This is a genomic window from Streptomyces sp. CA-294286, assembly GCF_050947155.1.
Classification (GTDB): domain Bacteria; phylum Actinomycetota; class Actinomycetes; order Streptomycetales; family Streptomycetaceae; genus Streptomyces.
Window position 1 is genome coordinate 2,068,775 of sequence record NZ_CP192005.1, and the last position, 25,968, is coordinate 2,094,742.

The following is a 25,968-nucleotide window of genomic DNA, read 5'->3' on the forward strand; positions in this document are numbered from 1 at the left end:
TGGCGGGAGGGGGCACGGACGTGGCGGTCCCGGTGGCGGGTGGAGGTACGGGCGCGGCGGTGGTGGCGGTGGCGGGCGCGGTGGTGGTGGCGGGGCCGGGTACGGGGGCGGGGGCAGGGGTGGGCGCGGCGGTGGTGGCGGGGGCAGGGGTGGGCGTGGTCGCGGGGGCAGGGGCTGGGCGGTGCGCGGGTGCGGGTGCGGGTGCGGGGGTGGGGTCGGGTGTGGAGGCGAACGCCGACGTGGAGGTGGGGTCGGGCGAGGGGGCGAGTGCGGGCATGGAGGTGGGCTCGGGGGCGGGGTCGGGTGTGGTCATGGGGTGGTCGCCTCCGTCGGTGCGTCTTCCTGGTCGGTGCCCAGCAGCAGGTGCAGGACCGGGAGTACGGCGTCGGCGCGTGCCGGGTCGAGCGCGGGCCCGAAGCCCGGGGCCGCGACTTCCGTCCCGGCAGCTCGTGGCCGTCCGCCGTCGGCCGGCCCGGAGGGTCCGCGCCGGACCAGCTCGCCGAGGGTGCGCCGTACCCCCGCTTCGTACGCCGAGAACGTGCGCCGCAGCAGCGGCAGCACATCGGTGAAGGCGTCCGGCGGCACCCCGGTGAGCCAGGCGTCGACCAGGCCGAGGAGGCGCTGGTCGTGGATCAGGAGCATGCCCGACCCGGACGCGCCGCCGACGAATCCCTCGATCCAGGCCGCCGCGTCGGCGGGCGGGTTGCCGGGCGAGAGGGCCAGGCCCATGAGGCGGGCGGTCTCTTCCTCGTCGAGCCGCCCGTCGTCGAGGAGGAGGCGGACGGCCCGGCCCCGGATCACCCCGGCGACGGTGTCCCGCCCCGCGAGCTTGCCCAGCACCTGGGCCCACCGCGCGCGCAGGGCGCCGGAGATGTCGCCGTCCCGCTCCCCGCCGGGACGGTCGAGGAGGGTGATCGCGGTGTGCACGGCGTCGAGGTGTCCGCGCATTTCGGCGGCGCCCTCCGCGTCCAGACCCGTACAGGCGGGTGGCAGGCCGACACAGATCCGCTCGGCGAGACCGACGGCGACGTCGGTGAGGGCGGCGGTGCCGGTGCCGCGCACGTCGCCGTACCTGAGGGTGCGGGCGAGGGCGGGGAGCGCCTGGGCGAGGTGACCGACGTCGCTGTCCAGGGCGGCGCGGTCGGCGAGGCAGCGCATCACCACGGGAAGCGCGTCGGGGAGCGCGGCGAGCAGGCAGCGTTCGGCGAGGGCGGTGATGTCGGCGAGCGCGGTCGCCGAGACCGCCTGGGATTCCGCTTTCGCGGTGGCGGCGGCCAGGACCGTGGTGCCCCAGATCCCGGCCTCGGCGACCCGTACCGACAGTTCGGGCTCCCAGCGCAGCCGCCAGCCCTCGCGGAAGGTGCCGGTGCTGCCCCGGGACGCGGTCGGCTCGCCCCAGTCGACGCCGAGCAGCCGCAGTCGGTGCAGCAGGCGGCTGCGGGCGGCGTCGGTGTCCTTGCGCAGGTCGAGGTCCCACTCCCTCTCCGCCGCTTCCGCTTTGAGCCGCAGGGTGCGTTGCTGCCTGGTGAGGTCGCGTTGCAGCGGGACGGCGGGGGCTTCGTCCGGCACCTCGCCCAGCACGTCACCGACGACGAGCCTGTCGTGCACGAGCGAGAGCGGTACGTCCGAGCCCTCGCACATGACGGCTCGGATCGCGTCGGTCGTCTCGGTGAGCCCCGCGAGCGGCCGCCCGCGCATCACGGCGAGGGCTTCGGCGAGTCGCACCGCTTCGATGACGTGTGCGGAGGAGACGGGGCGGTCCTCGTCGCGCAGCAGCCCGGCGACCTTGGTCATCCAGCGCACGACCGGCTTGTCCGCCGCGTCGAACAGGTGGCCGTACCAGCCGGGCGAGTCGATGCCCGCGCCGTACCCGCTGCGCCGGGCGAGCCGACGGTGGGTCCAGGGCACCCAGGTCAGTTCGGTCCTAACCTTGGGCAGCCCCTTGAGGAGTGCCCGGTCGGCGGTCAGGGCGGGCGGCCTGCCGGTGAGCGCGGGAACGTGCCAGGCGCCGCAGACCACCGCGATGTCGTCGCCGAACTCCTTTCTCGCTGCGCGCAGTTGGAGGCGCATGTGTGCCTCGCGCACCGGGTCGAGGCGGTGCCCCGCGTCGCCGTACTCCTGACGGAGCGCCGTCATGGCGTCGGCGACCGCCTGGAACGGTGCGAACGCGTCGCCCTCCCCGGCGGCGCGATGCTCGACGACGTCCTCCCACCAGCGCTCCGGGTCGTCGTACCCGGCGGCGTCGGCGAGCACGGCGAGCGGGTCGACCCGCAGTGCGGCGGTGCCGTCCCCGTCCTCCCCCGGCCCCTCGCCGAGCCCCGCGCCCGGTACCGGGCCGTGGCCGTCCTCGCCGTCCGCTCCGCCCTCCGTCCGCTCCTCGCGGGCCGCCAGCGAGTGCGCGGCCGGCAGGTCGACGAAGCGGACGGCCGCGTCGTGCGCCAGTGCCCAGCGGATGGCGACCCACTCCGGGGAGAACTCGGCGAGCGGCCAGAACGACGCCCGGCCCGGGTCGTCCCGCACGTGTGCCAGCAGGGCGACCGGCGGACGCATCCCCGGATCGGCGGCGAGCGGGAGCAGGGCGTCTCCCTCCGGCGGCCCCTCGATCAGCACGGCGCGCGGGCGCGCGGCGTCGAGTGCCTCCCGTACCGCGCGGGCCGAACCGGGGCCGTGATGGCGGACCCCCAGGAGCCAAGGCCCCCGCGGAGGCGGCGAGGGGGCGTTCGGTGCGCCGGTGGGCCGGGCCGCCGTGTCCGGACGGGCCGCGGGCACCGCTGCGGTGGCGTCCGCGGCGCTCGTCATGCGGTCACCTCGCGGCAGGCGCGGTAGAAGTCCTTCCAGCCGTCCCGCTCGCGGACGACGGTCTCCAGGTACTCCTGCCAGACGACCCGGTCCGCCGCCGGGTCGCGGACCACCGCACCGAGGATTCCGGCGGCGACGTCACCGGAGCGCAGCACGCCGTCCCCGAAGTGGGAGGCGAGGGCGAGACCGCCGGTGACGACGGAGATCGCCTCGGCGGTGGACAGCGTTCCGGACGGGGACTTGAGCTTGGTGCGGCCGTCCTCGGTGACTCCGGAGCGCAGCTCGCGGAAGACGGTGACGACGCGGCGGATCTCGCCGACGGCGTCGGCGCCCCCCGGCAGGTCGAGGGAGCGGCCCAGCTGTTCGACCCGCCGGGACACGATGTCCACCTCGGCCTCGGGAGTCGCCGGGAGCGGCAGGACCACGGTGTTGAACCGGCGGCGCAGGGCGCTGGAGAGGTCGTTGACGCCGCGGTCGCGGTCGTTGGCGGTGGCGATGAGGTTGAACCCGGAGACGGCCTGGCACTCCTGGCCGAGTTCGGGGATGGGCAGGGTCTTCTCGGAGAGGATCGTGATCAGCGTGTCCTGCACGTCCGCGGGGATGCGGGTCAGTTCCTCGACGCGGGCGGTCATCCCCTCGGCCATGGCCCGCATGACCGGGCTCGGTACGAGGGCCTCGCGGCTGGGGCCGTGCGCGAGGAGCTGGGCGTAGTTCCACCCGTACCGGATGGCTTCCTCCGGGGTGCCTGCGGTGCCCTGGACGAGCAGCGTGGAATCTCCGCTGACGGCGGCGGCCAGGTGCTCGGACACCCAGGTCTTGGCGGTGCCGGGAACGCCGAGCAGCAGCAGGGCGCGGTCGGTGGCGAGCGTGGTGACGGCGACCTCGACGATGCGGCGCGGGCCCACGTACTTCGGCGTGATCACCGTGCCGTCGGGGAGCGTTCCGCCGAGGAGGTAGGTGGCCACCGCCCAGGGCGAGAGCTTCCAACGGGCGGGCCGCGGCCGGTCGTCGGCCGCGGCCAGCACCTTGAGTTCCTCGGCGAAGGCGTCCTCGGCGTGCGGTCGCAGGGCTTCGGGCGCTCCCGGCGGCACTTCGGCGCGGACCGGCCCCGCCGTGCCCGCCGTGCCGTCAGCGTCGATCGAGTCGCATGCAGGCGTGGTCATGGAATCCCCCTCCAGATTTCCCGGATGTGGTTTCCACGGTGCACCATGCCACTGACAATCAAGCGTCGTCGCAGGTCAGAGCCCAAATACCGGATGCCTGCGCGCACTTCGGGACAGGGAGTCGCCGGTCACCTGTTCATCGGCGCGGCGGCGATGCAGCCGCCCATCACCGCTTTCTGCCCCTTGGCCTCGGCCAGCACCTTGCCCTTGTAGACGATCTTGCAGGCGATGTCGGCGTCGGTCTTGAGCATGTCGGCGATCTCGGGCATGACGGAGGGCGGCATGGCGCCCTTGAGCGTGACGGTCTTCTGCCACGGGACGGCCGGCTTGTCGACCGTGTCCTCCTCCGGGGCGAGGTCCGTGCCCTTGCCGCCGGTGTACTTGATCAGCACGACGTCCTTGCCGCTGACCTCGTACGTCACGTCGTAAGGCGTCATGAGCAGCTCGTCGGCCGCCTTCTCCGCCCCCTGGGAAGCGCCCGCCTTCACGGCCTCCTCCACCCCGGCGCATGCGCCGAGACCGAACAGGAGGGCCGTGACGGCCGCGGCGCAAGTAGCGGTGCGGGAAGTGCGGTTCATCTCTGGGGTCCCCCGGATCAGGAAGTGCGGAGCTCGCACAGAAGCGCAAAGGCCGGGCGAAGTCAAGCAATCGACCGGTCGCCCCGCAGGTCAGAGCGATTGTCAGTGGTGGCGTCTACCGTCGGGGACATGAATCAGCTGGGGGTCCGACGGACGGCGGAACAGGTGCTGGCACTGGCTCCTGACGCCGCGTCGGCACACGCGGGAAGCAGACTCGCCACGGCTGCACCGTGGTCGGGCGCAGGGAGCGACGACAGCGGCGCACTGTGGGGGCTGTGCCGGGGCAGCGGCAGCCGGCCGTACCGGACGGTCGTGGACCTGACGGGCCCGGGGGCCGCCTCCAAGTGCAGCTGCCCGAGCCGGAAGTTCCCCTGCAAGCACGCGCTGGGCCTGCTGCTGCTCTGGGCCTCCGACGATCCGGTCGTCGCGCGGGAGACGGCGCCCGCGGACTGGGCGGCGGAATGGCTCGACGCCCGCAGGGAGCGGGCGGCGGAGAAGGAGAGCGCGGAGCAGGGGAAGGGCGCGGAGGAGGGACCGGGGGCGGCGAGCGTGGCCCCCGCCGCTGCCCGGACCGCCGACCCGGAGGCGGCCAGGCGGCGGGCCGAGCGCCGGGAGGCCCGGATCAGTGCGGGCGCCGCGGAGCTGGAGCAACGGCTGGCGGACTTGCTGCGTGGCGGTCTGGCAGCCGCCGAGCACGCGGGGTACGGGATGTGGGAGGAGACCGCGGCACGCATGGTCGACGCGCAGGCCCCCGGACTGGCAGCCCGGGTGCGGGAGTTGGCCGCCCTCCCCGCCTCGGGACCCGGCTGGCCCGTGCGGCTCCTGGAGGAGTGCGCGCTGCTGCACCTGCTCGACGAGGCATGGCTCGGCCGCGCACGCCTGCCGGCCGCGCTCGCGACGACCGTACGGACGAGGGTCGGGCTGCCCTCGTCCCCCGGCGGCCCGGCGCTCCGCGACCGCTGGCAGGTGCTCGCCCAGTACGACCAGGCCGACAGCAAGGTCACCACGCGCAGGATCTGGCTGTACGGGCAGGACCGCGGGCGCACGGCACTGGTGCTGTCCTTCGGGGCGGCCGGCCGGGCACCCGAGCTGTCGCTGCCGGTGGGACGTGTGGTCGACGCCGAGTTGCTGCCGCACGAAGGTGCGGGGCAGCTACGGGCCACCCTGGGCGAGCAGTTCGTCCCGCCGTTTCCTGCTTCCGGAGCGCCCCCCGGCGGGAGCGTCACGGACGCGGTCGAGGCGTACGGACGCGCTCTGCGGGAGGACCCCTGGTTGGAGTCCTGGCCGGTCGTGCTGGCCACGGTGACACCGGCACCGACGAAGGACGGCTGGCAACTCGTCGACGCGGACGGCCGGTCGGCCCTCCCCCTCGCGCCCCGGGCCCTGGGCAGGCCCGGCCTGTGGAAGCTCGCCGCCCTCTCCGGCGGCAGCCCCCTCGACGTCTTCGCCGAACTCACCCCCCAGGGCATCCACCCCCTCACCGCCTGGCCCCCCGGCCCTCCCGACCCCATCCCCCTGACCTGACCTGACCCGACCCGACCTACGGACCTGACCCGACCCGTCCTCCCTGTCCCGGCCGGCTCCGTTACCGCCGCCCGCACCGCGCCCGCCCACTCTCCCGGAGGGACCCGATGACCGGCCCCGGCCCCCAGCCCGCCCCTGCTGCTTCCGCCACGCCCACCTGGGAAGACCTCGTCACCTCCGCTTCCGCCACGCCCACCTGGGAAGACCTCGTCACCTCCGCCCTCCTGGGCACCGACCGCCGCCCCCCTGCCCCCAGGCCCGGTGCGGGCACGGACACTGCCACGGGCGTCGGCACCGCCAGCGGACCCGTCACCGGCACGGGACCCGGCACGCAAGCTGGCACCGGCCCCGTCATCGGCACGGGACCCGGTACCGGTACCGGCCCCGCCCCTGACGCCGGTCGCCGTTCCCGTTCCGGCCCCCGCAAGGATCCGCCCCTGGTCCTCCTCGACGCCGCCGCCCTCCACACCGTTCGCCGCCGGGCAGCCCTGCTCCCCGCCACCGCCGGACCTCCCGTCCCGGTGGCCCCGCCGGACCCCCGTCCCGCGCTCCCTCCCGCCGCCCGACGCCGACTCGCCCAGCTCCTCGCCGACCGCGCCGCCCCCGCCCAGGCCGCGGGCCGCCGCGGCAGCGCCCCCGACCTGACGGAGCTCCTCCCGCAGTGGCTCGCCGCCGCCAACCTCCGCCGTTTCCAGGCGCCCCCGGCCCTCCTCCCCGCCCTCCTCGACGCGGCCCGTGCCCGCACCGATCTGCGTCCGCAGGCCCTGGAGTTCGCGGGAACGCGCGGCCTGTGGCTGGCCCGCCTCAACCCGGAATGGAAGTTCGCCCTGCGTGGCACCGCGGGCGGTGCCACGCTCCCCGACGTACGGGACGCGGAAGCCGTACGAAACCTCTGGGAGGAAGGTCTGTTCGCCGAACGGGTCGGTCTCCTCGGTGCCGTACGCGCCGCCGATCCGTCCGCCGCGCGCACCCTCCTGGCTTCGACCTGGCCGAACGAGCGGGCCGAAGACCGGCTGATGTTCCTGGATTCGTTCCGTGCCGGACTGAGCGCGGCGGACGAGGAGTTCCTGGAACGGGCGCTTTCGGACCGCAGCCGCAACGTCCGGTCCGTGGCCGCCGAACTCCTTTCCGCGCTGCCCGCCTCCGCGTTCGCCGGACGGATGGCGGCGCGGGCCACCTCCTGCGTCGGCCTCGACCGCACCGGCGACAGCGGCGGCATCGTGGTGGAGGCGCCGCACGAGTGCGACGCGGCGATGCAGCGGGACGGAATCGTCGCCAAACCGCCGGCCGGCCGGGGCGAGAGGTCGTGGTGGCTGGGTCAACTGGTGGAGTCCGCGCCGTTGCGGGCGTGGACGGCACGCCTCGGCGGCCGTACGGCCCAGGACGTCGTCGCGCTGCCCGTCTCCGACGGCTGGCAGGAGGAACTGCATGCCGCCTGGTGCCGGGCCGCGATACGGCAGGGCGACGCGCAGTGGGCGCGAGCCCTGCTCGGCCCGCCCGCCCTGCCGCCCGACTCCGGCCCCGGCACGGCCTCGCTCGCCGAACGGGCGAAGCTGCTGGCCGCCCTGCCGGACGAGGAGCGGGCCGACTGGGTCGCCGCGTTCGTGTCGGCGCACGGCCTGTCGGAGGCGTTCCAGCTGCTGGGCGTGTGCGTGGTGCCGTGGTCGCCGACGCTGGGGCGGGCAGTGGTCGACGCGCTGGACATCGCGCGGGACGCCGGGAGTTACCCGTGGAGCTTCAGCGGAGTGATGGGCCTGGCCGAACGCTGCCTCGACCCGGACGAGGCGGACCGCCTGGCCGTCCTGACCACCACGCCGGACGAGGCCGAGGGAGCGGCCCCCGGGGCGGGCGGGTACTGGTCGGAGGCGTTCCAGCGGCTGGTGGGAACGCTCCGGCTGCGGGCCGCCATGCGGGCGGAGCTGGACGGCACGGCGCCGGACGGCACTGCCCCGTAGCCGCCGCCCGCCGTACCGCCGCGCCCGCTACACCCCGACGCGGACGTTCGCCCGTACCCACTCCACGATCTGCGTCGTCGTCGCACCGGGCGTGAACAGCTCCGCCACGCCCTTCGCCTTCAACGGCGCGATGTCGTCCTCGGGAATGATGCCGCCACCGAAGACCTTGATGTCCGCCGCGTCCCGCTCCTTCAACAGGTCGATGACCTTGACGAAGAGCGTGTTGTGCGCGCCGGACAGGATCGACATGCCGATCGCGTCCGCGTCCTCCTGGATCGCGGTGTCCACGATCTGCTCGGGGGTCTGGTGCAGGCCGGTGTAGATGACCTCCATACCCGCGTCCCGCAGCGCGCGGGCAATGACCTTCGCCCCACGGTCGTGCCCGTCGAGACCCGGCTTGGCGACCACCACACGGATCGGTCCAGTAACACCCATCGCTGCTGCCTCCCAGTACGCACGCGCCGCCGTTGGCGCGCAACGTCCCCCGCCCCGGGAAGGGCAGGGAAGTGAACGAACGTTATCCCGCTGACCACAGCATCCCGCACGCCACCGTTTCGCGGCGAGGGGAGAGGGGGAAATCACACGTGGGACATGTTCGCTGAGCGTCGTATCCGCATCGGTCGGCAGGGTGAGCAGGAAGACGGGACGGGCACCGCCACCACCGCACGAGGGCACGGCGCACGGGGAACCGCGACGAGGTCGCCGTACCACCGTGCCGTCAGCCGCCCGGCACGGCGGTACAACCCACCCCCACCCCGGACCGGCCTGCCCGGCACGGCGATACGGCCCGACCCGCCACCACTCCGGACCGGCCTCCGGCACGGCGGTACGGCCCACCACCACTCCAGTCCGGCCTCCGCACGGCACCCCATGAGGGCACAGGGGAATCGAGGCCGTCCCCACGTGTGCCGTTCGGGAGGTCGGCCGCCCATGAAGGTCCCCCCATTTCCCCCCTTCCCTTCCTCCACGCTCTCCGCCGCCTCACCGCTCCTCCGCGCCACCGCGCTCGAACTGGCCATTTTCTGCGGGCACTTGCTGCTCTATCCGTCGGGGATACGGGCGGAACGCAGCGCGGAGTCATGCCGCCCTCTCACCGCCGAACAGCCCTCCGACGCTTCGCCCAGGCCGACCGGACCGCCCCTGCCGGCCAAGCCGTTCACTCCGGCCGGGCCACCGGCACCGAGTGAACTGCCCTGCCCGGCGCGCCCGCCGGTCGTTCTGCTCCACGGGTTCGCGGACAACCGCTCCGTGTTCGTACTGCTGCGGCGTTCGCTGGCCCGGCACGGCTGGCGCCACCTCGCCTCGCTCAACTACTCGCCGCTCACCTGCGATATCCGCGCCGCCGCCGAACTCCTCGGCCGCCACGTCGAGGAGGTCTGTGCGCGCACCGGGCACCGGGAGGTCGACATCGTCGGGCACAGCCTCGGCGGTCTGATCGCCCGCTATTACGCACAGCGACTCGGCGGCGACACGCGCGTGCGCACTCTCGTCACGCTCGGAACTCCGCACGAGGGAACACGCGTCGCACCGCCCATGAGTGCCCATCCGCTCGTCCGGCAGATGCGTCCCGCGTCTTCCGTGATCGAGGAACTGGCGCTGCCCGCTCCCGGGTGCCGCACGCGCTTCGTGAGTTTCTGGAGCGACCTTGATCAATTAATGCTTCCGGTGGAAACGGCCCGCATCCACCACCCCGATCTGATCGCCCGGAACGTGCAGGTCAGCGGGATCGGTCATCTCGCGCTGCCGGTTCACCCGGCGGTCGCAGCCGGAATCCGCCAGGCGTTGCAGAGCCGGGAAAACGTCGACGCCGACACCGCGGGAAGTGTCTCCGTCGCTTGAATGTCAAGGGCCGTGCACGTTCGGTGAAAGAGCCGTGATCACGACCTCCCCACATTCGAACATCTGCCGAACGCAGCCGCATATCCGCGCTCGCCAACGGCCAAAAAGACGCCCGATCGCCCGTTTCCTGATTGCTCAGAACCAGCCGGAGATTGTCGTCGTCGCATACCGCCGGGTACAGTCGCGCCACTGCTTCCACTCTGGGCGCCCCCGGGCTCCCGGGCACAGGTCCTGCTGCCGAGGCGAGAGAGACGTTGGTGAACGACCAGCAACCCCACGCCGGGTACGACACGTACCCCACCGGCACCTTCGAGACCGACCCCCTCTTCGGCGGTCTGTCCGGTACCAGTACCCCCAGCGGCACGTACGACACCTCCCCCTGGGACACCGGCTCGCACGGAGACATCGCGTACGGCGCCTACGCGGCGCACTCGCAGCAGGCACACGCCCAGGACCAGGGCCAGAGCCAGGGATACGACACCACCGGCAGCTGGGCCGGACTCGGCGACCACGGGCCCACCGCCGACATCCCCGCCCAGTCGGGCCCGCTCTCCTACGGCACCGGCTACGACAGCGGCGACGCGCCGACCACCGGACAGTGGGACGCGCAGGCGTGGAACCAGGCGGACCAGATCCACCAGGCCCACCAGGCGCCCTTCGAGAGCGGTCAGTTCGACGCGACCCCGTTCGCCTACGCGGCCGACAGCTCCTCGGGCCACCAGTGGCAGCCGTACGACCCGAGCCCCGACACCGGCACCTTCGACGCGGGCACCTTCGCATCGGGCACCTTCGAAGCGGGTGCCTTCGAAACCGGCGGGCTCGACACCGGCGCCTTCGAAGCGGGCAGCCCCCACTCCAGCGCTCCCCACTCCAGCGACGGCGACTGCTTCGAAGCGGGCGGCTTCGACGGGGGCAACGTCAGGACGAGCGGCGTCGACACCGGCGCCTTCGACGCCTCCGCCTGGAACCCGGCTGCCACCCCCGAACCCGAGGACTCCTCCGCCGCCGACGGCGACTACAGCACCGCCGAGTTCTCCGCCGTCCTCGACGACCCCGACGACGCGCAGCCCCACCCCTACGACGCGGACGGCCCCGGTCCCGAACCGGAACCCGTGGCGGCCGGCCCCCGTGCCGCCCGCCGAGCCCCCGCGAACCGCGGCCGCCGCCGCCCGCCCGCCAAGCGTTCCGCCTTCATCAAGGTCGCCGTGCCCTCCGCCTGTGTCATGGGCGTCGCAGGCATCGCCGCCGCCTCCGTGAGCGGCGTCGCCGGGGCCGAAGAGACGAAGCCCAAGCCGGTCGCCCTGACCACCGCCGACCCGGCCACCGTGAAGGCCGTCGCGGTCAACCGCAAGCTCGACACCCAGCTCGCCGGACTGAGCGCCGACGCCCGCGACTTCGGCGACCGCGCCAGCCGTACGCAGGAGCGCATCGACCTCAAGGTGCGGCAGGACGCGGAGCGCAAGCGCAAGGCCGCGGAGGCCGCCCGCAAGGAGGCCGCCCGCCCGAAGTTCGTGCTCCCCGTCGAGCAGCACGGCCTCAGCGCGTACTACGGCCAGGCCGGCGTCAACTGGGCGGCCGTGCACACCGGCATCGACTTCCCCGTCGGATACGGCACGCCGGTGATGGCGGCGACCGACGGCGAAGTCAGCTACCAGTTCAACAGCGCGTACGGAAACATGATGAAGGTCGTCTCCCCGACGGGCACCGAGACCTGGTACTGCCACCTCTCCACCACCAAGATCCGCTCGGGACCGGTGAAGGCGGGCGACGTCATCGGGTACGCGGGCGACTCCGGCAACTCCACCGGCGCACACCTGCACTTCGAGGTGCGGCCCGCCGGCGGGTCCGCGGTCGACCCGCTGGCCTGGCTCCGCAGCAAGGGGCTCGACCCCACGTAACCAGCAGGCCCGCACCGGAAGCGGGCCCGCGCCGGACGTCCGGTGCGGGCCCGCTTCCGTGCGTACGGCGAGGGGTTACAGCTTCTCCACCGGTGCGTACCGCAGCAGCAGCTTCTTCGGGCGGTCGCCGCCGAAGTCGATGGTGGCCTGCGCGTCCGAACCGGAGCCGGTCACCGTGACCACGGTGCCGAGGCCGAACTGGTCGTGGGTGACCCGGTCGCCGACCGCGAGCGAGATGACCGGCTTGTCGGACGTACGCCGGGTGGCGAAGCCCGACGGGCCGCCGCGGGCACGGGACTGGGACAGCGACGAGGAGAGCGACGCGGCCACGCCGCCGGCCTTGGAGCCGGAGACCGGCCCGGCCGGGATCTGCGCGCCGGTGCGCTTCCACTCCAGGTGGGTGTCCGGAATCTCCTCCAGGAAGCGGGAGGCCGGGTTGTACGAGGGCTGGCCCCAGGCGCTGCGCATGGTGGAGCGGGTGAGGTAGAGCCGTTCGCGGGCGCGGGTGATGCCGACGTACGCGAGGCGGCGCTCCTCCTCCAGCTCCTTGGTGTTGCCCAGCGAGCGCATGTGCGGGAAGACGCCGTCCTCCATGCCGGTGAGGAAGACGACCGGGAATTCGAGGCCCTTGGCGGTGTGCAGGGTCATCAGGGTGATGACCCCGGAGCCGTCCTCGCTCTCGTCGGGGATCTGGTCGGAGTCGGCGACCAGGGCCACCTTCTCCAGGAACTCGGCGAGCGTGCCGGTGTCCTCGCCCTCGCGCTCCTGCTCGAACTCCAGGGCCACGGCGGCGAGTTCCTGGAGGTTCTCGATGCGGGTCTCGTCCTGGGGGTCGGTGGATGCCTGCAACTCGGCGAGGTAGCCGGTGCGTTCGAGGACGGCTTCGAGGACGGTGGCGGGTCCGGCGCCGGACTCGACGATCGTACGCAGCTCCTCCATCAGCGTGTTGAAACGCTTGACGGCGTTGGCGGAGCGGGCGGCCATTCCGTACGCCTCGTCGACGCGGCGCAGGGCCTGCGGGAAGCTGATCCGCTCGCGCAGCGAAAGGGCGTCGATCATGGCTTCGGCGCGGTCGCCGATGCCGCGCTTGGGCACGTTGAGGATGCGGCGCAGCGGGACGGTGTCCTCGGGGTTGGACAGCACGCGGAGGTAGGCCAGGACGTCCCGGACCTCCTTGCGCTCGTAGAAGCGGACACCGCCGACGACCTTGTACGGCAGGCCGACCCGGATGAAGATCTCCTCGAAGACGCGGGACTGCGCGTTCGTCCGGTAGAAGACGGCGACGTCCCCGGCCTTGGCGTCGCCCGCGTCGGTGAGCCGGTCGATCTCCTCGGCGATGAACTGGGCCTCGTCGTGCTCGGTGTCGGCGACGTACCCGGTGATCGGGGAGCCGGTGCCGGCGTCGGTCCAGAGGTTCTTCGCGCGGCGGTTCTCGTTGCGCTCGATGACGGCGTTGGCGGCGGTGAGGATCGTCTGGGTGGAGCGGTAGTTCTGCTCCAGGAGGATCGTCTTGGCGTCCGGGTAGTCCTCCTCGAACTGGAGGATGTTGCGGATCGTCGCGCCGCGGAAGGCGTAGATCGACTGGTCGGCGTCGCCGACGACGCACAGTTCGCCGGGGGCGTCGGTGGGCCCGGACGGGCCGACCAGTTCCCGTACCAGCGTGTACTGGGCGTGGTTGGTGTCCTGGTACTCGTCGACCATGACGTGCCTGAAGCGCATCCGGTAGTGCTCGGCGACGTCGGGGAACGCCTGGAGCAGGTGCACCGTGGTCATGATGATGTCGTCGAAGTCCAGCGCGTTCGCCTCGCGGAGGCGGGACTGGTACATCGCGTACGCCTGGGCGAGCGTCTTCTCGAAACCGTCGACGGCCTGTCCGGCGAAGGTCTCCTCGTCCACCAGTTCGTTCTTGAGGTTGGAGACCTTGGCGCTGAAGGACTTCGGCGGGAACTTCTTCGGATCGAGGTCCAGGTCGCGGCAGACCAGGGCCATCAGGCGCTTGGAGTCGGCGGCGTCGTAGATCGAGAAGGACGAGGTGAAGCCCAGCTTCTTGGACTCGCGGCGCAGGATGCGCACGCAGGCGCTGTGGAAGGTGGACACCCACATCGCGTTCGCGCGCGGGCCGACCAGGGCCTCGACGCGCTCCTTCATCTCGGCGGCGGCCTTGTTGGTGAAGGTGATCGCCAGGATCTGGCCGGGGTGCACGCCGCGGGCCGCGAGCAGGTGCGCGATGCGGTGGGTGAGCACCCGGGTCTTGCCGGAACCGGCTCCGGCCACGATGAGCAGCGGCGACCCGGCGTGCACGACGGCGGCGCGCTGGTTGTCGTTCAGCCCGTCGAGCAGTGCCGCGGGGTCGACGACCGGACGGGGCGCGCCGTCGCGGTAGTACGCGTCCCTCGGCGGGGGCGGACCGTCGAACGCGCCTGCGAACAGGTCGTGCGGAACCTCCTCCGGAGGTACGCCTGCGTCGGTGTCCTCCGGGGGCGGCGGGGGCGAGTCGTCCTTGGACTGGAGGTCGGCCAAGAAACTGTCGTCAAAGAGGCTGCTCATCGTCCACCGAGTCTAGGCGGAGCCACTGACAACCGGTCCCGGAATCGGCCATCACGGACGGTGACCGGCGCGTGGGCGGGCGGCGGGCGGGCGGCGGGCGGCCTCCCGCCGGTCCGCGGAGCGCGAGGTCAGACCCAGAGGACGGCGAGGAAGACGTTCAGCGTCGTCAGTGCGCCGACCGCGGCGAACAGGCCCTTCTCCGCCTTCTCCTCGTCGCGCTTGACGTAGACGATGCCCAGGATCACCACGAGGATCGCCAGCTTGATGCCGATCTTGACGTGGTTGAGGGCGTGGCCCTGAGCCTCGTTGACGCCGACCAGGATCATGCCCGTGATCAGCATGAGCAGCGCTCCGTGCAGCATCGCAGGACCGAAGCGGGCGGTGCCCGCGCCCATCGCCTTCATCTGGGTGAGGAAGCCACCCAGGAGCGAGGCGATGCCGATGATGTGCAGGGCCACGAAGAAGTGGAGGAGTACGTCCATGGCACGGAGCTTAGCCAGGGCTTAGCAGGCTCCCCGCGCCAGGGCGAACGCTTCGGCCCCTTTGGCCACGGAGCGGGCGGCAGTGGTGATTCCGCAGGGGGGACGGCAGTCAACGGTGATCAAGGACTCACCACTTTCGTTCAGTAGCGGGCATTCGAAGGCCGTGCCGCGGCACGCGCGCCTAGCGTCCCTCCCCAGGTGGCCGACTCCCCGCCTCCGTCCCGGCCCCGGGGCGGAGGTCGGCCGCCGTCGCCCCATACATCCGGCGGCGGTCCCGTTTCCCGTACGGGACCGCCGCCGGACGCGTACGGAACCCGCGTACGCGACGGACGCACCGTGGAAGGACGTGAACGCCCTCGTGGCAGCGCACCGTAAGCCCAAGCAGCGCTCGCTCATCGGCAGCACCGCACGCCGCGCCCGCTCCGCCCGCACCGCCGCGGTCACCCTCGCTCTGGCGGGAGCCGCCGGAACCACCGCGCTGGAGGGCGCCGCCCAGGCGGAACCGGCGCCCACCGCGGCCCAGCTCACGTCGAGGATCGACAGGCTGTACCACGACGCGGAGGCCACCACCGAGGCGTACAACGGCGTCAAGGAGAAGTCGGAGCGGACGAAGAGGTCGCTGGACGCGCTGCGGGACGAAGCGGCACGCAGGACGGAACGGCTCAACGCGGCGCGCGACGCGCTCGGTGCGCTGGCCACGGCGCAGTACCGCACCGGCGGCCTCGATCCCGCGCTCCAGGTCGCGCTGACCTCGGACCCCGACCGGTACCTGGAGCGCGCCGCGCTCGCCGGACGGGCGGGCGACCGGCAGGCCGTCACGGTGCGGGGCGCACAGCGGCAGGCCGCCGAGGTGGCCAGGCTGCGCGGGAGCGCCGACCGGCGCTTCGCCGAACTCACCGCCGCGCGGGCCGAGCTGAAGAAGCACAAGGCGACGATCCAGGGGAAGATCGCCGACGCCGAGACGCTGCTCGCCAGCCTCACCGCCGCCGACCGGGCCGCGTACGCCGCCCGGGACGGGCACGGCGGGACGGACGGCGACCGGGCCGACCGCGGCGCGCGCGCCGATCTCCCCCGCGGCGGCACCCGAGCCCCCAACGCCCGCGCCGCGCAGGCCGTCGCGTTCGCCTACGGCGCGCTCGGAAAGCCCTACGTCTGGGGCGCCACCGGCCCCTCCTCCTTCGACTGCTCGGGCCTGACCCAGGCCGCCTGGCGGTCCGCGGGCGTCGCCCTGCCCCGCACCACGTACACCCAGATCAACGCGGGACAGCGCCTCTCGCGTTCCCAGCTGGCACCGGGAGACCTGCTGTTCTTCTACTCCGGCATCACGCACGTCGGCCTGTACATCGGCGACGGCAGGATGATCCACGCCCCGCGGCCCGGTGCCCCGGTCCGCATCGCCCCGATCGACGAGATGCCGCTGACCGGCATGACACGACCCGCGTGAGGGGCCGCATCAGCGGTTCGGGGGCGGGTACACGTCCGGCAAGGGCCGTGACCTCCACGGCGCACGAGACGACCGGAGGAACAGCCATGCCGGGCATCATCAACAAGCTCAAGAGTTTCGCACGCAGTCCGCAGGGGCAGCGCGCCATCCGCCGCCAGGCGTCCGACCCGCGACGCCGTGCTCAGGCCAGGAGCTTGCTGGGCAAGCTGCGCGGCGGCCGGACGGGCGGGCGCAGGTACTGACCCCCGCTACCTGCCCACCTGCTCCGAGAGCCACCGGAACACCTCCGGCACCTGCTGCTTCCACACGCTGGTGCCGTGGGGCCCGGACAGCTTCACCACCCGTACGGTGGTCGGCTCCTTCGCCACGCTCTTCAGCGCGACGCCGCTCTCGTAGCCGTCGCCCGCCGCACCGGAGACGAACAGGGCGGTGCGCGGCGGCTTGCGCGCGTCGGTGGCCTTCTTCAGGAGCAGGTACGGGTTGTGGGCGCGCCGCAGCTCCGGCGTCGCCGCGGTGAGCGCGGCGGGTTCGCCGTTGGGGTCGTTGAAGCCGGAGAGGCTCACGCCCGCCCGGTAGCGGTCGGGGTGGGCGACGGCCAGCTTGGCGGCGCAGTGGGCGCCTGCCGAGTACCCGCCGACCGCCCAGTCCGCGGCCTTGTCGGAGGCGCGGAAGGTGTCGGAGACCATCTTCGGCACGTCGACGCTCAGCCACGTCTCGGCGTTGACCTTGCCGGGGGTGTTGGCGCAGCCGCTGTCGGTCTGGTCGCCGAGCAGATGGGTGCGCGGCGAGACCAGGATGAACGGCTTGACCTTGCCCTGCTCCATGAGCGGTTTCAGCTGCCTGTTCACCTCAAGGGCACCGAACCACGCCTTCGCGGAGCCGGGGTAGCCGGGCAGCAGCTCGACCACCGGGAACTTCTTGTCGCGGTACGCCGGATCGTCGTACTGCGGCGGCAGCCACACGTACACCTCGCCCTCGACACCGGATATCCGGCCCCTCAGCTCGGTGACCTGCACGCCCTCGCCCATCTTGGCGTCGGTGACCGGTGTGAAGCGGGCCGGCTGCTTCGGCTGCTCGGACAGCTTCTGGCCGCCCGTGCCGTCGGGGCCGAGGTCGGCGGCGACGCCCGCGTGGTCGCCGGTGCCCAGCAGGTCGTCCCAGGTGTCGTACAGCCCGTTGGCGTTGTTGACCGCGACGAAGACCACCGTGATGGCCGTGATCTGCGCGAACAGCAGCATCAGCACGCGGGTGCCGCCGCGCACGACCGCGGGTCCGCGCAGTCGGCTCCACAGCGCCAGGGGCAGCACGAACGCGACCACGAGGAGGCATGCCGCGGTCACGAGGAAGGGGGTGCCGGTCAGACTCATCACATGGGTACTAGAGGGGCGATCCCGCTCCGGGGTTGCTCGGCGTCACGCCCCTGTCCCGAGCTTCACGTCCGACCTGCGGCCCGTGCCTCAGACGAGCCGCCGCGCGGTCGCCCAGCGGGTCAGCTCGTGCCGGTTGGAGAGCTGGAGCTTGCGCAGCACCGCGGAGACGTGCGACTCGACCGTCTTCACGGAGATGAACAGCTGCTTGGCGATCTCCTTGTACGCGTAGCCGCGCGCGATCAGCCGCAGCACCTCGCGCTCCCGCTGGGTGAGCCGGTCCATGTCCTCGTCGACCGGCGGCGCGTCCGTCGAGGCGAACGCGTCCAGGACGAAACCCGCGAGCCTCGGCGAGAACACCGCGTCCCCGTCCTGCACCCGGAACACCGAGTCGATCAGGTCGGCCCCGGTGATCGTCTTGGTGACGTAACCGCGCGCGCCGCCCCGGATGACCCCGATGACGTCCTCCGCCGCGTCCGACACCGACAGCGCCAGGAAGCGCACGGGGCGCTCCGCGTCCGACATCAGCGGCGCGCACCGGCGCAGCACCTCCACCCCGCCGCCGCCGGGCAGGTGCACGTCGAGGAGGACCACCTCGGGCCGGGTCGCCGTGATGACGGTGACCGCCTGGTCGACGTCGGCGGCCTCGCCGACCACCTCGACGCCGGTGGTGGCGGTCTGCCCGATCTCGGCCTGCACTCCGGTACGGAACATCCGGTGGTCGTCGACCAGCACCACCCGTACCTGCCGGTCGGGGCCCTGCCCCTGTCCCTCCGTGGCCTGTGCGCCCTGTTCGGTCATGAGTCCGCCGCCCTCTCCATCTCCAGCTCGACTTCCGTGCCCCCGTCGGGCGCGGAACGCAGCCGTGCGCTGCCGCCGTTGCGTTCCATCCGGCCGATGATCGATTCTCGTACGCCCATCCGGTCGGCCGGTATGGCGTCGAGGTCGAAGCCGGGCCCCCGGTCGCGTACGGACACGAAGACCAGGCGGCCCTCGACCTCCGCGAAGACCTGCACCGCGCCGCCCTCGCCACCGTACTTGGCGGCGTTCACCATCGCTTCGCGCGCGGCCTGCATCTGGGCGGCCAGCTTCTCGTCGAGGGGGCAGTCGCCGACCACCACGACCTCCAGGGGCACCCCGTGCTTGTCCTCGACCTCGGCCGCGGCCCGCTTCACCGCGTCGGCGAGGGTGGCGGGTTCCTCCGACTCGTCCTTGCCGGTGCCTTCGGGCCTGTACAGCCAGTTGCGCAGCTCCCTCTCCTGGGCACGCGCGAGGCGGCGCACCTCCGAGCCGTCGTCCGCGTTGCGCTGGATCAGGGTGAGGGTGTGCAGGACGGAGTCGTGGACGTGGGCGGCGACCTCGGCCCGCTCCTGGGCGCGGATGCGCATCAGGCGCTCCTCCGACAGGTCCTGCGTCATGCGGACCAAGTACGGACCGGCCAGCAGTCCGACCCCGACGACCACCGCGAGGGCGGCCGTCAGGACGTTGCCGAGCTGCGCGGCGGAGCCCCGGACGACCAGGAAGACGGTGAAGCCGACCCCGACCAGGGCGACGCCGGCGAGGCCGCGCATCACCTGGAGCATCCGACGGCGTCCGCTGTCGGCCTCCGCCCAGTGCGCCCGGCGGGCGTTGTCGGCCTGCCGCCAGACGAGCACGACGCCCGCCCCGGTCAGCAGCAGCGGCCACACGTACCGGCCCGACCCCGCCGTGTCGACGTTGCCGATGAAGATCGCGGCCCCGACGCACACCGCGACGAGCGCGGCGACCTGCCCCTTGTCGGGCATCCGCAGCCTGCGCCGCCCGTCCGGCAGCGTCTCGAAGGCACTGCGCGGCTCGGCCCCCACTCCGCCGACGCCCAGCGGCACGACGAACCAGAACACGGCGTAGACCAGCGCGCCCAGCCCCTGCGTCAGGAACAGCGCGAGGAACGCGATCCGCACCCAGGCCACCGGCAGCCCCAGGTGCCCCGCCAGGCCCCGCGCGACCCCGCCGAGCATCCGCCCGTCCGCGCTGCGGTAGAGCTTGCGCGGCGGCGGCTCCGCCGGTTCCTGCTCGGAGGCGGGCGTGCGGGCCGCTCGGCGGCTCGGGGCGAGGGACGACATGACTCGATGGTCACACGGTGACCGGGCCCGGCACATGGGGGAAGACCCCCGATTCCCCTCAGGGAAACCGCGGGGTGCGACCTGCGGAAATCAGGGATCAGCCAGGGTCGCCCCAGGTGCCGCAGGCCGCGGATGCCGGTCACCATGGGGCGTATGACAGAAGTCCACGACGAAGCGACGGCGGGCACCCGGCCGGACCGGACGGGCGGCCCGGCGGGCGGCCCCGGTCAGGCGGACGCCCCGGGCGCAGCCGCGGGGGCCGCCACGGCCGACTCCGTCGCCGAGTCCCCCCCGCGGCTGCGGCGCAACAGGCGGCACAGGACCGTCGGCGGCGTCTGCGGCGGGCTGGGCCGGTACTTCGACGTCGACCCGGTGATCTTCCGCGTCGTGCTCGGGGTGACCGCCGTGACCGGCGGCATCGGGTTGATCGCGTACGGCTTCGCCTGGCTGCTGATCCCGCTGGAGGGCGACGACGAGAACGAGGCCAAGCGGCTGCTGACCGGCCGTGTCGACGGGCCCGCGCTGATCGCCGTGCTCCTCGCGCTGCTCGGCTGCGGCATGTTCCTCTCGCTGCTGCACAACGGCGGCGCGTTCGGCTTCTCCGTCATGCTCCTGCTGGTCGTGGGGGTCAGCACCGTCTGGTCCCGGCAGCGCCGGGCGGCCGCCGTCTCCGACGAGCCGGGCGCCGCCCAGGTCGCCGACGTCGCCGCGCCCCCCGAGACGAAGGCCCCGCCGGTCCCCGGCGCCCCGTCCTGGTGGCGCGACCCGATCGTCAAGGACGGCACCACGGGCCCCGTTCCGTACGGCTACCTCTGGGGGCCTCCCGAGGCGCTGCCGGCCGACCGCCGCCCAGCGAAGGACGGCCTCGTGCCCTCGGCCCGCGCACGGGACCCGCGCCCCCGCTCCCTCGGCGGACCCACCTTCCTCGTCGCCCTGATCGCCGGAGGGGCGGCCACGGCGGCGCTCTGGCACTCGCACCCGCTGGGCACCAGCCTCTCCGTCGGACTGGCCTGCGCGCTCGCGGTGTTCGGCCTCGGGCTGGTCCTCGCGTCGTTCTTCGGCCGGGTCGGCGTCGGAACGATCCTCCTGGCGCTGCTCACCGCCGGTCTGCTGGCGGCCGCCACGACGATCCCCAAGGACATCACCGCCCACTGGGGCGTCGAGAGCTGGCGTCCGGCGGGCGTCGAAGCGGTCCAGCCGCTGTACGAACTCGGCGCCGGCGAGGGCCGGCTCGACCTCGGTGCCGTGACCGTGCCGCCGGGCACCACCCTGGCCACCGGCGCCGAGGTCGGCGCGGGCGTGCTGCGCGTGATCGTCCCCCACGACGTCACCGTCGAGGTCACCATGGAGGTCGGCATGGGTGACATCCAGCTCCCCGACCAGCGGCCGGACGACATCGACGTGCACACCGACCGGCGGGAGACGCGCACCCTGCCGCCGCCCCCGGGCGCGGAGCCGGCCGGAACGATCACGCTCCGCCTCGAACTGGGCGTCGGACAACTGGAGGTGCAGCGTGCCGCGCCATGACTTCCTGCCGGGCCGCGCGGTCCTGGGTTTGACCTTCCTGACCGTCGTAGCCGTGTACGGCGCCGACGAGTCGGGGGCCTGGGACACCCCCTGGTGGACGCCGATCCCGGTGCTGTGCGGCGGCCTCGTCGTCGCGGCGGTCGCCGCACTGATCGGCTACGGCATCCGTCGGCGGTGCAGGGCGCGCATCGCGTCCAGCGAGAAGACCGACGACCCGGCGAGCACCAGCGGCAGCCACGCCATCAGGTAGGCCAAATCGTTGCCGTAGTAGTACGGGGTGGTCTGCCAGCTGACGGTGAGCCACAGGCTGAGCGAGATCAGCGCCCCGCCGACGGCCGCCACCCGCCCGAATATCCCCAGCAGGGTGGCGAGCCCGACGAGGAGTTCCGCGACCGCGAGGGCGTAGCCGAAGCCCTCGGGGGCCTTGAGCGCCAGGTCGACGAGCCACGGCACGGCCGAACCGTCGCGCACCGAGCTCATCACCTGCCCGATCGAACCGTTGCCGCTCGCCGACAGGAAGGCGCTGTCGGTGAGCTTGTCGAGGCCCGCGTAGAGGAAGGTGACGCCGAGGAACACGCGCAGCGGGAGCAGGGCGAAGCGGCCGGCGGTGTGCTTCCAGCCCCGCGGTTCGTTCGTCCCGTACGCGCGTGTGCCGCCCGTCCCGTATCCGCCGTATGCCATGCTCCGGCCCCGCCTTCCTCGCGCTGTGCCTCACGTCCCGTCTCCTGACCCTACGTTCGACGCGGGGGCGGGGCTCAGCGGGTGCGGCGGGATCGCCGGGGTCAGTCCGTGACGTCGATCTCGCAGCGGTTCGTCTCGACGCCCGCCGCTGTCACCACCTGCACGGCGACCCGTCCCGGCTCCACCTCGACCGGTACCGGCACGGTCAGCGCGCTGTCCGTCGGATTCGCGAAGCCGCCCGGCACCGGCACCAGCGGCACGTGGACGTGGACCGTCCCGATCCGCACGACCATCCGCGCCAGCCGGTCCGGGGTCTGCGCCCCGGGGGGCACGAATCCGGCGCCCCGGATCTCGATGTCGTCGCCCGTGCGGATCGGGCCGTCGAGGTCGCCCGCCTCCCTGGCCCGTACGACGGACAGCACGACCGGACGGCCGCCCTCCGCGTACTTCCCGGCGAAGTACGTCGCCGCGGACACCGCCACCAGCAGGGCCAGTCCCCAGGGCAGGTCCGGCAGTTGCTCCGGCCGCCGGGCGAGCCGTACGGCGGCGAAGGCGACGGCGACGGCCGACACGAGGACGAACTGCACGTCGCCGAAGTTCCCGCGTCCGGAGTCGTCCGTCAGCAGGTCGGCCACGCGCGGCCGGTCCGCCCGGACCTTCTGGAGGGTCTGCTTCCGCACCCGTACGCCGACCACCCGACGTACCACCACGGCGATCGCGCAGGTCAGCGCGAGGACGGTCAGCACGCCGGCGCCCCGGGCCAGGTCGAGTCCCGCGATCAGCGCGTCCCGGTGGCCGGGGCGGGACGCCCCGGCCAGTTGCACGGCGAGCACCAGCACCGCGAAGACGGCCAGCAGGATCCAGCAGGCGGCGACGGTGCGCGAGGTGGAGAGCCGGTTGTCCTCGCCGATCAGCGGTGCGAGCAGCCCGCCGCGCGCGCGGTGCACCCGCGCGGCGGCCGTCAGCAGGGCGGCGGTCACGACGGCGGCCACCAGCCCCGCGGTACGGGCGAGCGTCCAGCCCGTGCCGATGGCGGTGAACGCCTGGACCAGCGCGAGGGCCACCACGGCCCCCCACACCACCAGCAGCGTCCGGCGCCACAGCAGCCGCAGCCACACGTCGCCCGCCTCCCGCGCCCGCTCGGCGACGTCCCGCGCGGACTGCGTCAGCTCGTCCGACACCCACTGCCGGGAGGCGCCGGCCGAGTGGGCGACCGCGGCGGGCAGCCCACCCCCGGCGGCGAGCTCGTCGCGTTTGGCGAGGAAGGCGGCGACCGCACGCCGGTGACCCTCGCGCGCGCCGCTGGGGCAGTCGCCGCAGACGCAGCCTCCGCCGTGCCCCGTACTGTGCCCGCTGTCGTGCGTGCTCTGTCTCGCCTCTTGCACTGCCACGACACCTGCCGCCCTTTCCCTGCCCGAGCCACCCACGACGGGTGAACGTCCATGTCCCGCACGGGAATTGTGCCGTACCGAAAGGCGCGTGCGGCCCGCGGGCAGGTGGCGGCGGGGTGACGGCGGGGTCAGCGGGAGGTGCGGCGGCGGTCGATCGCGGTGAGGTCGATCCCGATCGGGTACGGGACGTCCAGCTTCAGGGTGCGGTGGTGGATTCCGGTCGGGACGTACGCCTTGAGCGCGGGGTCGAGTTCGTAGACGTAGACGACCGGCAGGCCCTCGTTCTCCTCCACGCGCCAGAAGTGCGGGACGCCGGCGGCGGCGTACTTGCGGGGCTTGACCTCGCGGTCGCGGTCGCGGGACTCGTCGGAGACGACTTCGACGGCGAGGACGACGTCCGACGCACGGAAGCTGGTCTGCCGCGGCCCGGAATCCGCGACCACCGGCACCACGAGCACATCGGGCTCCGGCCTGTTCCGGTCGTCCAGTCTGACGGTCATCTCCCGGATGGCCTCCAGATGCTCGGGGGCCTGGTCCCACAGGGCCGTCTCCAACAGAAGAACGGTGCGGCTGTGGAAGCGGGTCTGCGGACTCATGAAAACGAGGATCCCGTCGATCAGCTCCGTGTGCGGAGGCAGATTCGGGAGTGTGTCGAGGTCGTCCGCCAGCCAGCCGCCCGCGGGAGGGCGGGGCCACTCGTAGTCCTCGGGCAGCCCGTAGTCACGTGCGGCGCTCATGATTGCTCCCATGGGACGGAGTCTCGCCTGTCGACTGAGCGTACCCAGCGGATACGACAATGCCGCCGCCCAAACGAATGAGCGACGGCATCGGCGTTGACCTCAAGCAGGCCCGAGCAGGGGGATTACTCCCACTCGATCGTCCCCGGCGGCTTGCTCGTCACGTCGAGCACGACCCGGTTGACGTCCGCCACCTCGTTGGTGATGCGCGTGGAGATCTTCGCCAGCACGTCGTACGGCATGCGCGTCCAGTCCGCCGTCATGGCGTCCTCGGAGGACACCGGGCGCAGCACGATCGGGTGGCCGTAGGTGCGGCCGTCACCCTGCACGCCCACCGAGCGCACGTCGGCGAGCAGCACGACCGGGCACTGCCAGATCTCGCGGTCCAGACCGGCCGCCGACAGCTCCTCGCGGGCGATGGCGTCGGCCTCGCGCAGCAGGTCCAGGCGGTCCTTGGTGACCTCGCCGACGATGCGGATGCCCAGGCCGGGGCCGGGGAAGGGCTGGCGCTGGACGATCTCGTCGGGCAGGCCGAGCTCCTGGCCGACCATCCGGACCTCGTCCTTGAACAGCTGGCGCAGCGGCTCGACGAGTTCGAACTCGATGTCGTCGGGGAGACCGCCCACGTTGTGGTGGGACTTGATGTTCGCGGTGCCGGTGCCGCCGCCGGACTCGACGACGTCCGGGTAGAGGGTGCCCTGCACCAGGAAGGCGACGTCGGGGCCCTCCTCCTGCATGATCTCCAGCTGCGCCTGCTCGAAGACGCGGATGAACTCGCGGCCGATGATCTTCCGCTTGGTCTCCGGGTCGGAGACGCCGGCCAGTGCGTCGAGGAAGCGCTTCTGGGCGTCGACGACCACCAGGCGGGCGCCGGTCGCGGCGACGAAGTCCTTCTCGACCTGCTCGGTCTCGCCCTTGCGCATCAGGCCGTGGTCGACGTAGACGCAGGTCAGCTGGTCGCCGATGGCCTTCTGGACGAGGGCCGCGGCGACCGCGGAGTCCACGCCGCCGGACAGGCCGCAGATGGCGCGCTTGTCGCCGACCTGCTCGCGGATGAGGGCGACCTGCTCCTCGATGACGTTGCCGGTCGTCCAGGTGGGTTCGATGCCCGCGCCGCGGTAGAGGAAGTGCTCCAGGACCTGCTGGCCGTGCGTGGAGTGCATGACCTCGGGGTGGTACTGGACGCCGTAGAGCTTCTTCTCGTCGTTCTCGAAGGCGGCGACCGGCACGACGTCCGTGGACGCGGTGACGGTGAAGCCCTCGGGAGCGGCGGAGCACGCGTCGCCGTGCGACATCCACACCGACTGCTCGTCGGGGGTGCCCTCGAAGAGGGTGGAGCCGGAGCGGGTGACCTTCAGCGGCGTGCGGCCGTACTCGCGGGCGCCGTTGTCGTCGACGGTGCCGCCGAGCGTGGTGGCCATGGCCTGGAAGCCGTAGCACATGCCGAACACCGGGACCCCGGCCTCGAAGAGGGCGCGGTCGATGGACGGGGCGCCTTCGGCGTACACCGAGGAGGGTCCGCCGGAAAGGATGATCGCCTTGGGATTCCTGGCCAGCATCTCGGCCACCGGCATGGTGCTCGGGACGATCTCGCTGTAGATCCGGGCCTCGCGGACGCGGCGGGCGATGAGCTGGGCGTACTGGGCACCGAAGTCGACGACGAGAACGGCGTCGGGCGCGGCAGCGGGGGACGCAGATGACACTGGCGGCCTTCCGGCGGTGGGAGCGGGGGTCGGTGACGTCGATTCTACCGGGACCGGCGGTGCCCGCTTCGTCTCACCGTACGAGCCGGGTTGACGCGCCCCGCGCGCGTGGGGCGATACTGGGGCCATGCGCAAGCACCAGACCTCCGTCTTTACCTATGGCATCCGGCCCGTCCGGCTGCCACGGTCGTGCTGCTTGTAGCAACTGACAAGCGACTTCCCAGGCGCCCC

The 25,968-nt window shown here is 72.9% G+C and carries 21 protein-coding genes; 8 read left to right on the plus strand and 13 right to left on the minus strand.

Annotation, left to right across the window (positions count from 1 at the left end; translation table 11 throughout):
- Window positions 1-309: 309 nt before the first annotated feature.
- The 3 genes from ACQPZG_RS13795 to ACQPZG_RS13805 form a co-directional block, all read right to left on the minus strand.
- Window positions 310-2,799 (minus strand): DUF5682 family protein, encoded by a 2,490-nt coding sequence (locus tag ACQPZG_RS13795; protein WP_433546096.1) that lies wholly within the window; start codon window positions 2,797-2,799, stop codon window positions 310-312.
- Window positions 2,796-3,962 (minus strand): ATP-binding protein, encoded by a 1,167-nt coding sequence (locus ACQPZG_RS13800; protein ID WP_433546097.1) that lies wholly within the window; start codon window positions 3,960-3,962, stop codon window positions 2,796-2,798. Before ACQPZG_RS13800 ends, ACQPZG_RS13795 begins: the two co-directional genes overlap by 4 nt.
- A 128-nt stretch (window positions 3,963-4,090) precedes the next feature.
- Complete coding sequence (locus ACQPZG_RS13805) at window positions 4,091-4,540, minus strand: MmpS family transport accessory protein (RefSeq protein ID WP_433546098.1); 450 nt, start codon at window positions 4,538-4,540, stop codon at window positions 4,091-4,093.
- 129 nt (window positions 4,541-4,669) lie between these two features.
- Between ACQPZG_RS13805 and ACQPZG_RS13810 the strand changes: the two genes are divergently transcribed.
- On the plus strand, window positions 4,670-6,064 hold the full coding sequence (locus tag ACQPZG_RS13810; RefSeq protein WP_433546099.1) for an SWIM zinc finger family protein: 1,395 nt from the start codon (window positions 4,670-4,672) through the stop codon (window positions 6,062-6,064).
- Between the two features lie 107 nt (window positions 6,065-6,171).
- Entirely contained in the window at window positions 6,172-8,019 is a 1,848-nt protein-coding gene (locus ACQPZG_RS13815) for a DUF5691 domain-containing protein (RefSeq protein ID WP_433546100.1), read from the plus strand.
- A gap of 27 nt (window positions 8,020-8,046) precedes the next feature.
- Here ACQPZG_RS13815 and ACQPZG_RS13820 read toward each other — a convergent pair whose 3' ends face one another.
- Window positions 8,047-8,454 (minus strand): cobalamin B12-binding domain-containing protein, encoded by a 408-nt coding sequence (locus tag ACQPZG_RS13820; protein WP_185028146.1) that lies wholly within the window; start codon window positions 8,452-8,454, stop codon window positions 8,047-8,049.
- A 495-nt stretch (window positions 8,455-8,949) separates the two neighbouring features.
- On the opposite strand from ACQPZG_RS13820, the gene ACQPZG_RS13825 reads away from it, so the two are divergent.
- Window positions 8,950-9,858, plus strand: coding sequence for an esterase/lipase family protein (locus tag ACQPZG_RS13825; RefSeq protein ID WP_433546101.1), 909 nt, complete (start codon window positions 8,950-8,952; stop codon window positions 9,856-9,858).
- 257 nt (window positions 9,859-10,115) lie between these two features.
- Window positions 10,116-11,756 carry a M23 family metallopeptidase gene (locus ACQPZG_RS13830; RefSeq protein ID WP_433546102.1) on the plus strand — a complete coding sequence of 547 codons (1,641 nt, stop codon included), beginning with the start codon at window positions 10,116-10,118 and terminating at the stop codon, window positions 11,754-11,756.
- Window positions 11,757-11,831: 75 nt separating this feature from the next.
- Here ACQPZG_RS13830 and pcrA read toward each other — a convergent pair whose 3' ends face one another.
- Window positions 11,832-14,303, minus strand: a complete 2,472-nt coding sequence (gene pcrA, locus ACQPZG_RS13835; RefSeq protein WP_433546103.1) for a DNA helicase PcrA — start codon at window positions 14,301-14,303, stop codon at window positions 11,832-11,834.
- A 128-nt stretch (window positions 14,304-14,431) separates the two neighbouring features.
- Window positions 14,432-14,785, minus strand: coding sequence for a hypothetical protein (locus ACQPZG_RS13840; RefSeq protein ID WP_433546104.1), 354 nt, complete (start codon window positions 14,783-14,785; stop codon window positions 14,432-14,434).
- 358 nt (window positions 14,786-15,143) lie between these two features.
- On the opposite strand from ACQPZG_RS13840, the gene ACQPZG_RS13845 reads away from it, so the two are divergent.
- Together ACQPZG_RS13845 and ACQPZG_RS13850 are read left to right on the plus strand one after the other, a co-directional pair.
- Window positions 15,144-16,229, plus strand: coding sequence for an NlpC/P60 family protein (locus ACQPZG_RS13845; protein WP_433546105.1), 1,086 nt, complete (start codon window positions 15,144-15,146; stop codon window positions 16,227-16,229).
- Window positions 16,230-16,315: 86 nt separating this feature from the next.
- Window positions 16,316-16,471 carry a hypothetical protein gene (locus ACQPZG_RS13850; protein ID WP_433546106.1) on the plus strand — a complete coding sequence of 52 codons (156 nt, stop codon included), beginning with the start codon at window positions 16,316-16,318 and terminating at the stop codon, window positions 16,469-16,471.
- A 6-nt stretch (window positions 16,472-16,477) separates the two neighbouring features.
- On the opposite strand, the gene ACQPZG_RS13855 is transcribed toward ACQPZG_RS13850, so the two are convergent.
- The 3 genes from ACQPZG_RS13855 to ACQPZG_RS13865 form a co-directional block, all read right to left on the minus strand.
- Complete coding sequence (locus ACQPZG_RS13855) at window positions 16,478-17,596, minus strand: alpha/beta hydrolase (RefSeq protein ID WP_433546107.1); 1,119 nt, start codon at window positions 17,594-17,596, stop codon at window positions 16,478-16,480.
- A gap of 90 nt (window positions 17,597-17,686) precedes the next feature.
- Window positions 17,687-18,397, minus strand: coding sequence for a LuxR C-terminal-related transcriptional regulator (locus ACQPZG_RS13860; RefSeq protein ID WP_433546108.1), 711 nt, complete (start codon window positions 18,395-18,397; stop codon window positions 17,687-17,689).
- The gene (locus ACQPZG_RS13865; RefSeq protein WP_433546109.1) at window positions 18,394-19,698 is read right to left on the minus strand and encodes a PspC domain-containing protein; all 1,305 of its coding nucleotides are present in this window, start codon (window positions 19,696-19,698) and stop codon (window positions 18,394-18,396) included. Before ACQPZG_RS13865 ends, ACQPZG_RS13860 begins: the two co-directional genes overlap by 4 nt.
- 153 nt (window positions 19,699-19,851) lie before the next feature.
- Between ACQPZG_RS13865 and ACQPZG_RS13870 the strand changes: the two genes are divergently transcribed.
- Window positions 19,852-21,225, plus strand: coding sequence for a PspC domain-containing protein (locus tag ACQPZG_RS13870; protein ID WP_433546110.1), 1,374 nt, complete (start codon window positions 19,852-19,854; stop codon window positions 21,223-21,225).
- Window positions 21,212-21,475: a hypothetical protein gene (locus ACQPZG_RS13875; RefSeq protein WP_433546111.1), complete on the plus strand. Its 264-nt coding sequence runs from the start codon at window positions 21,212-21,214 to the stop codon at window positions 21,473-21,475. The genes ACQPZG_RS13870 and ACQPZG_RS13875 overlap by 14 nt, the downstream gene beginning before the upstream one ends.
- Here ACQPZG_RS13875 and ACQPZG_RS13880 read toward each other — a convergent pair.
- The 4 genes from ACQPZG_RS13880 to guaA all read right to left on the minus strand — a co-directional run bounded on the left by ACQPZG_RS13880 (window position 21,382) and on the right by guaA (window position 25,737).
- Window positions 21,382-21,906, minus strand: a complete 525-nt coding sequence (locus ACQPZG_RS13880; RefSeq protein ID WP_433546112.1) for a DoxX family protein — start codon at window positions 21,904-21,906, stop codon at window positions 21,382-21,384. The two genes, ACQPZG_RS13875 and ACQPZG_RS13880, sit on opposite strands and share 94 nt — an antisense overlap.
- A gap of 101 nt (window positions 21,907-22,007) precedes the next feature.
- Window positions 22,008-23,297, minus strand: a complete 1,290-nt coding sequence (locus ACQPZG_RS13885; protein WP_433546113.1) for a hypothetical protein — start codon at window positions 23,295-23,297, stop codon at window positions 22,008-22,010.
- A gap of 128 nt (window positions 23,298-23,425) precedes the next feature.
- Window positions 23,426-24,034: a Uma2 family endonuclease gene (locus ACQPZG_RS13890; protein ID WP_433546114.1), complete on the minus strand. Its 609-nt coding sequence runs from the start codon at window positions 24,032-24,034 to the stop codon at window positions 23,426-23,428.
- 125 nt (window positions 24,035-24,159) lie between these two features.
- Entirely contained in the window at window positions 24,160-25,737 is a 1,578-nt protein-coding gene (gene guaA, locus ACQPZG_RS13895; RefSeq protein WP_433546115.1) for a glutamine-hydrolyzing GMP synthase, read from the minus strand.
- Window positions 25,738-25,968 lie beyond the last annotated feature (231 nt).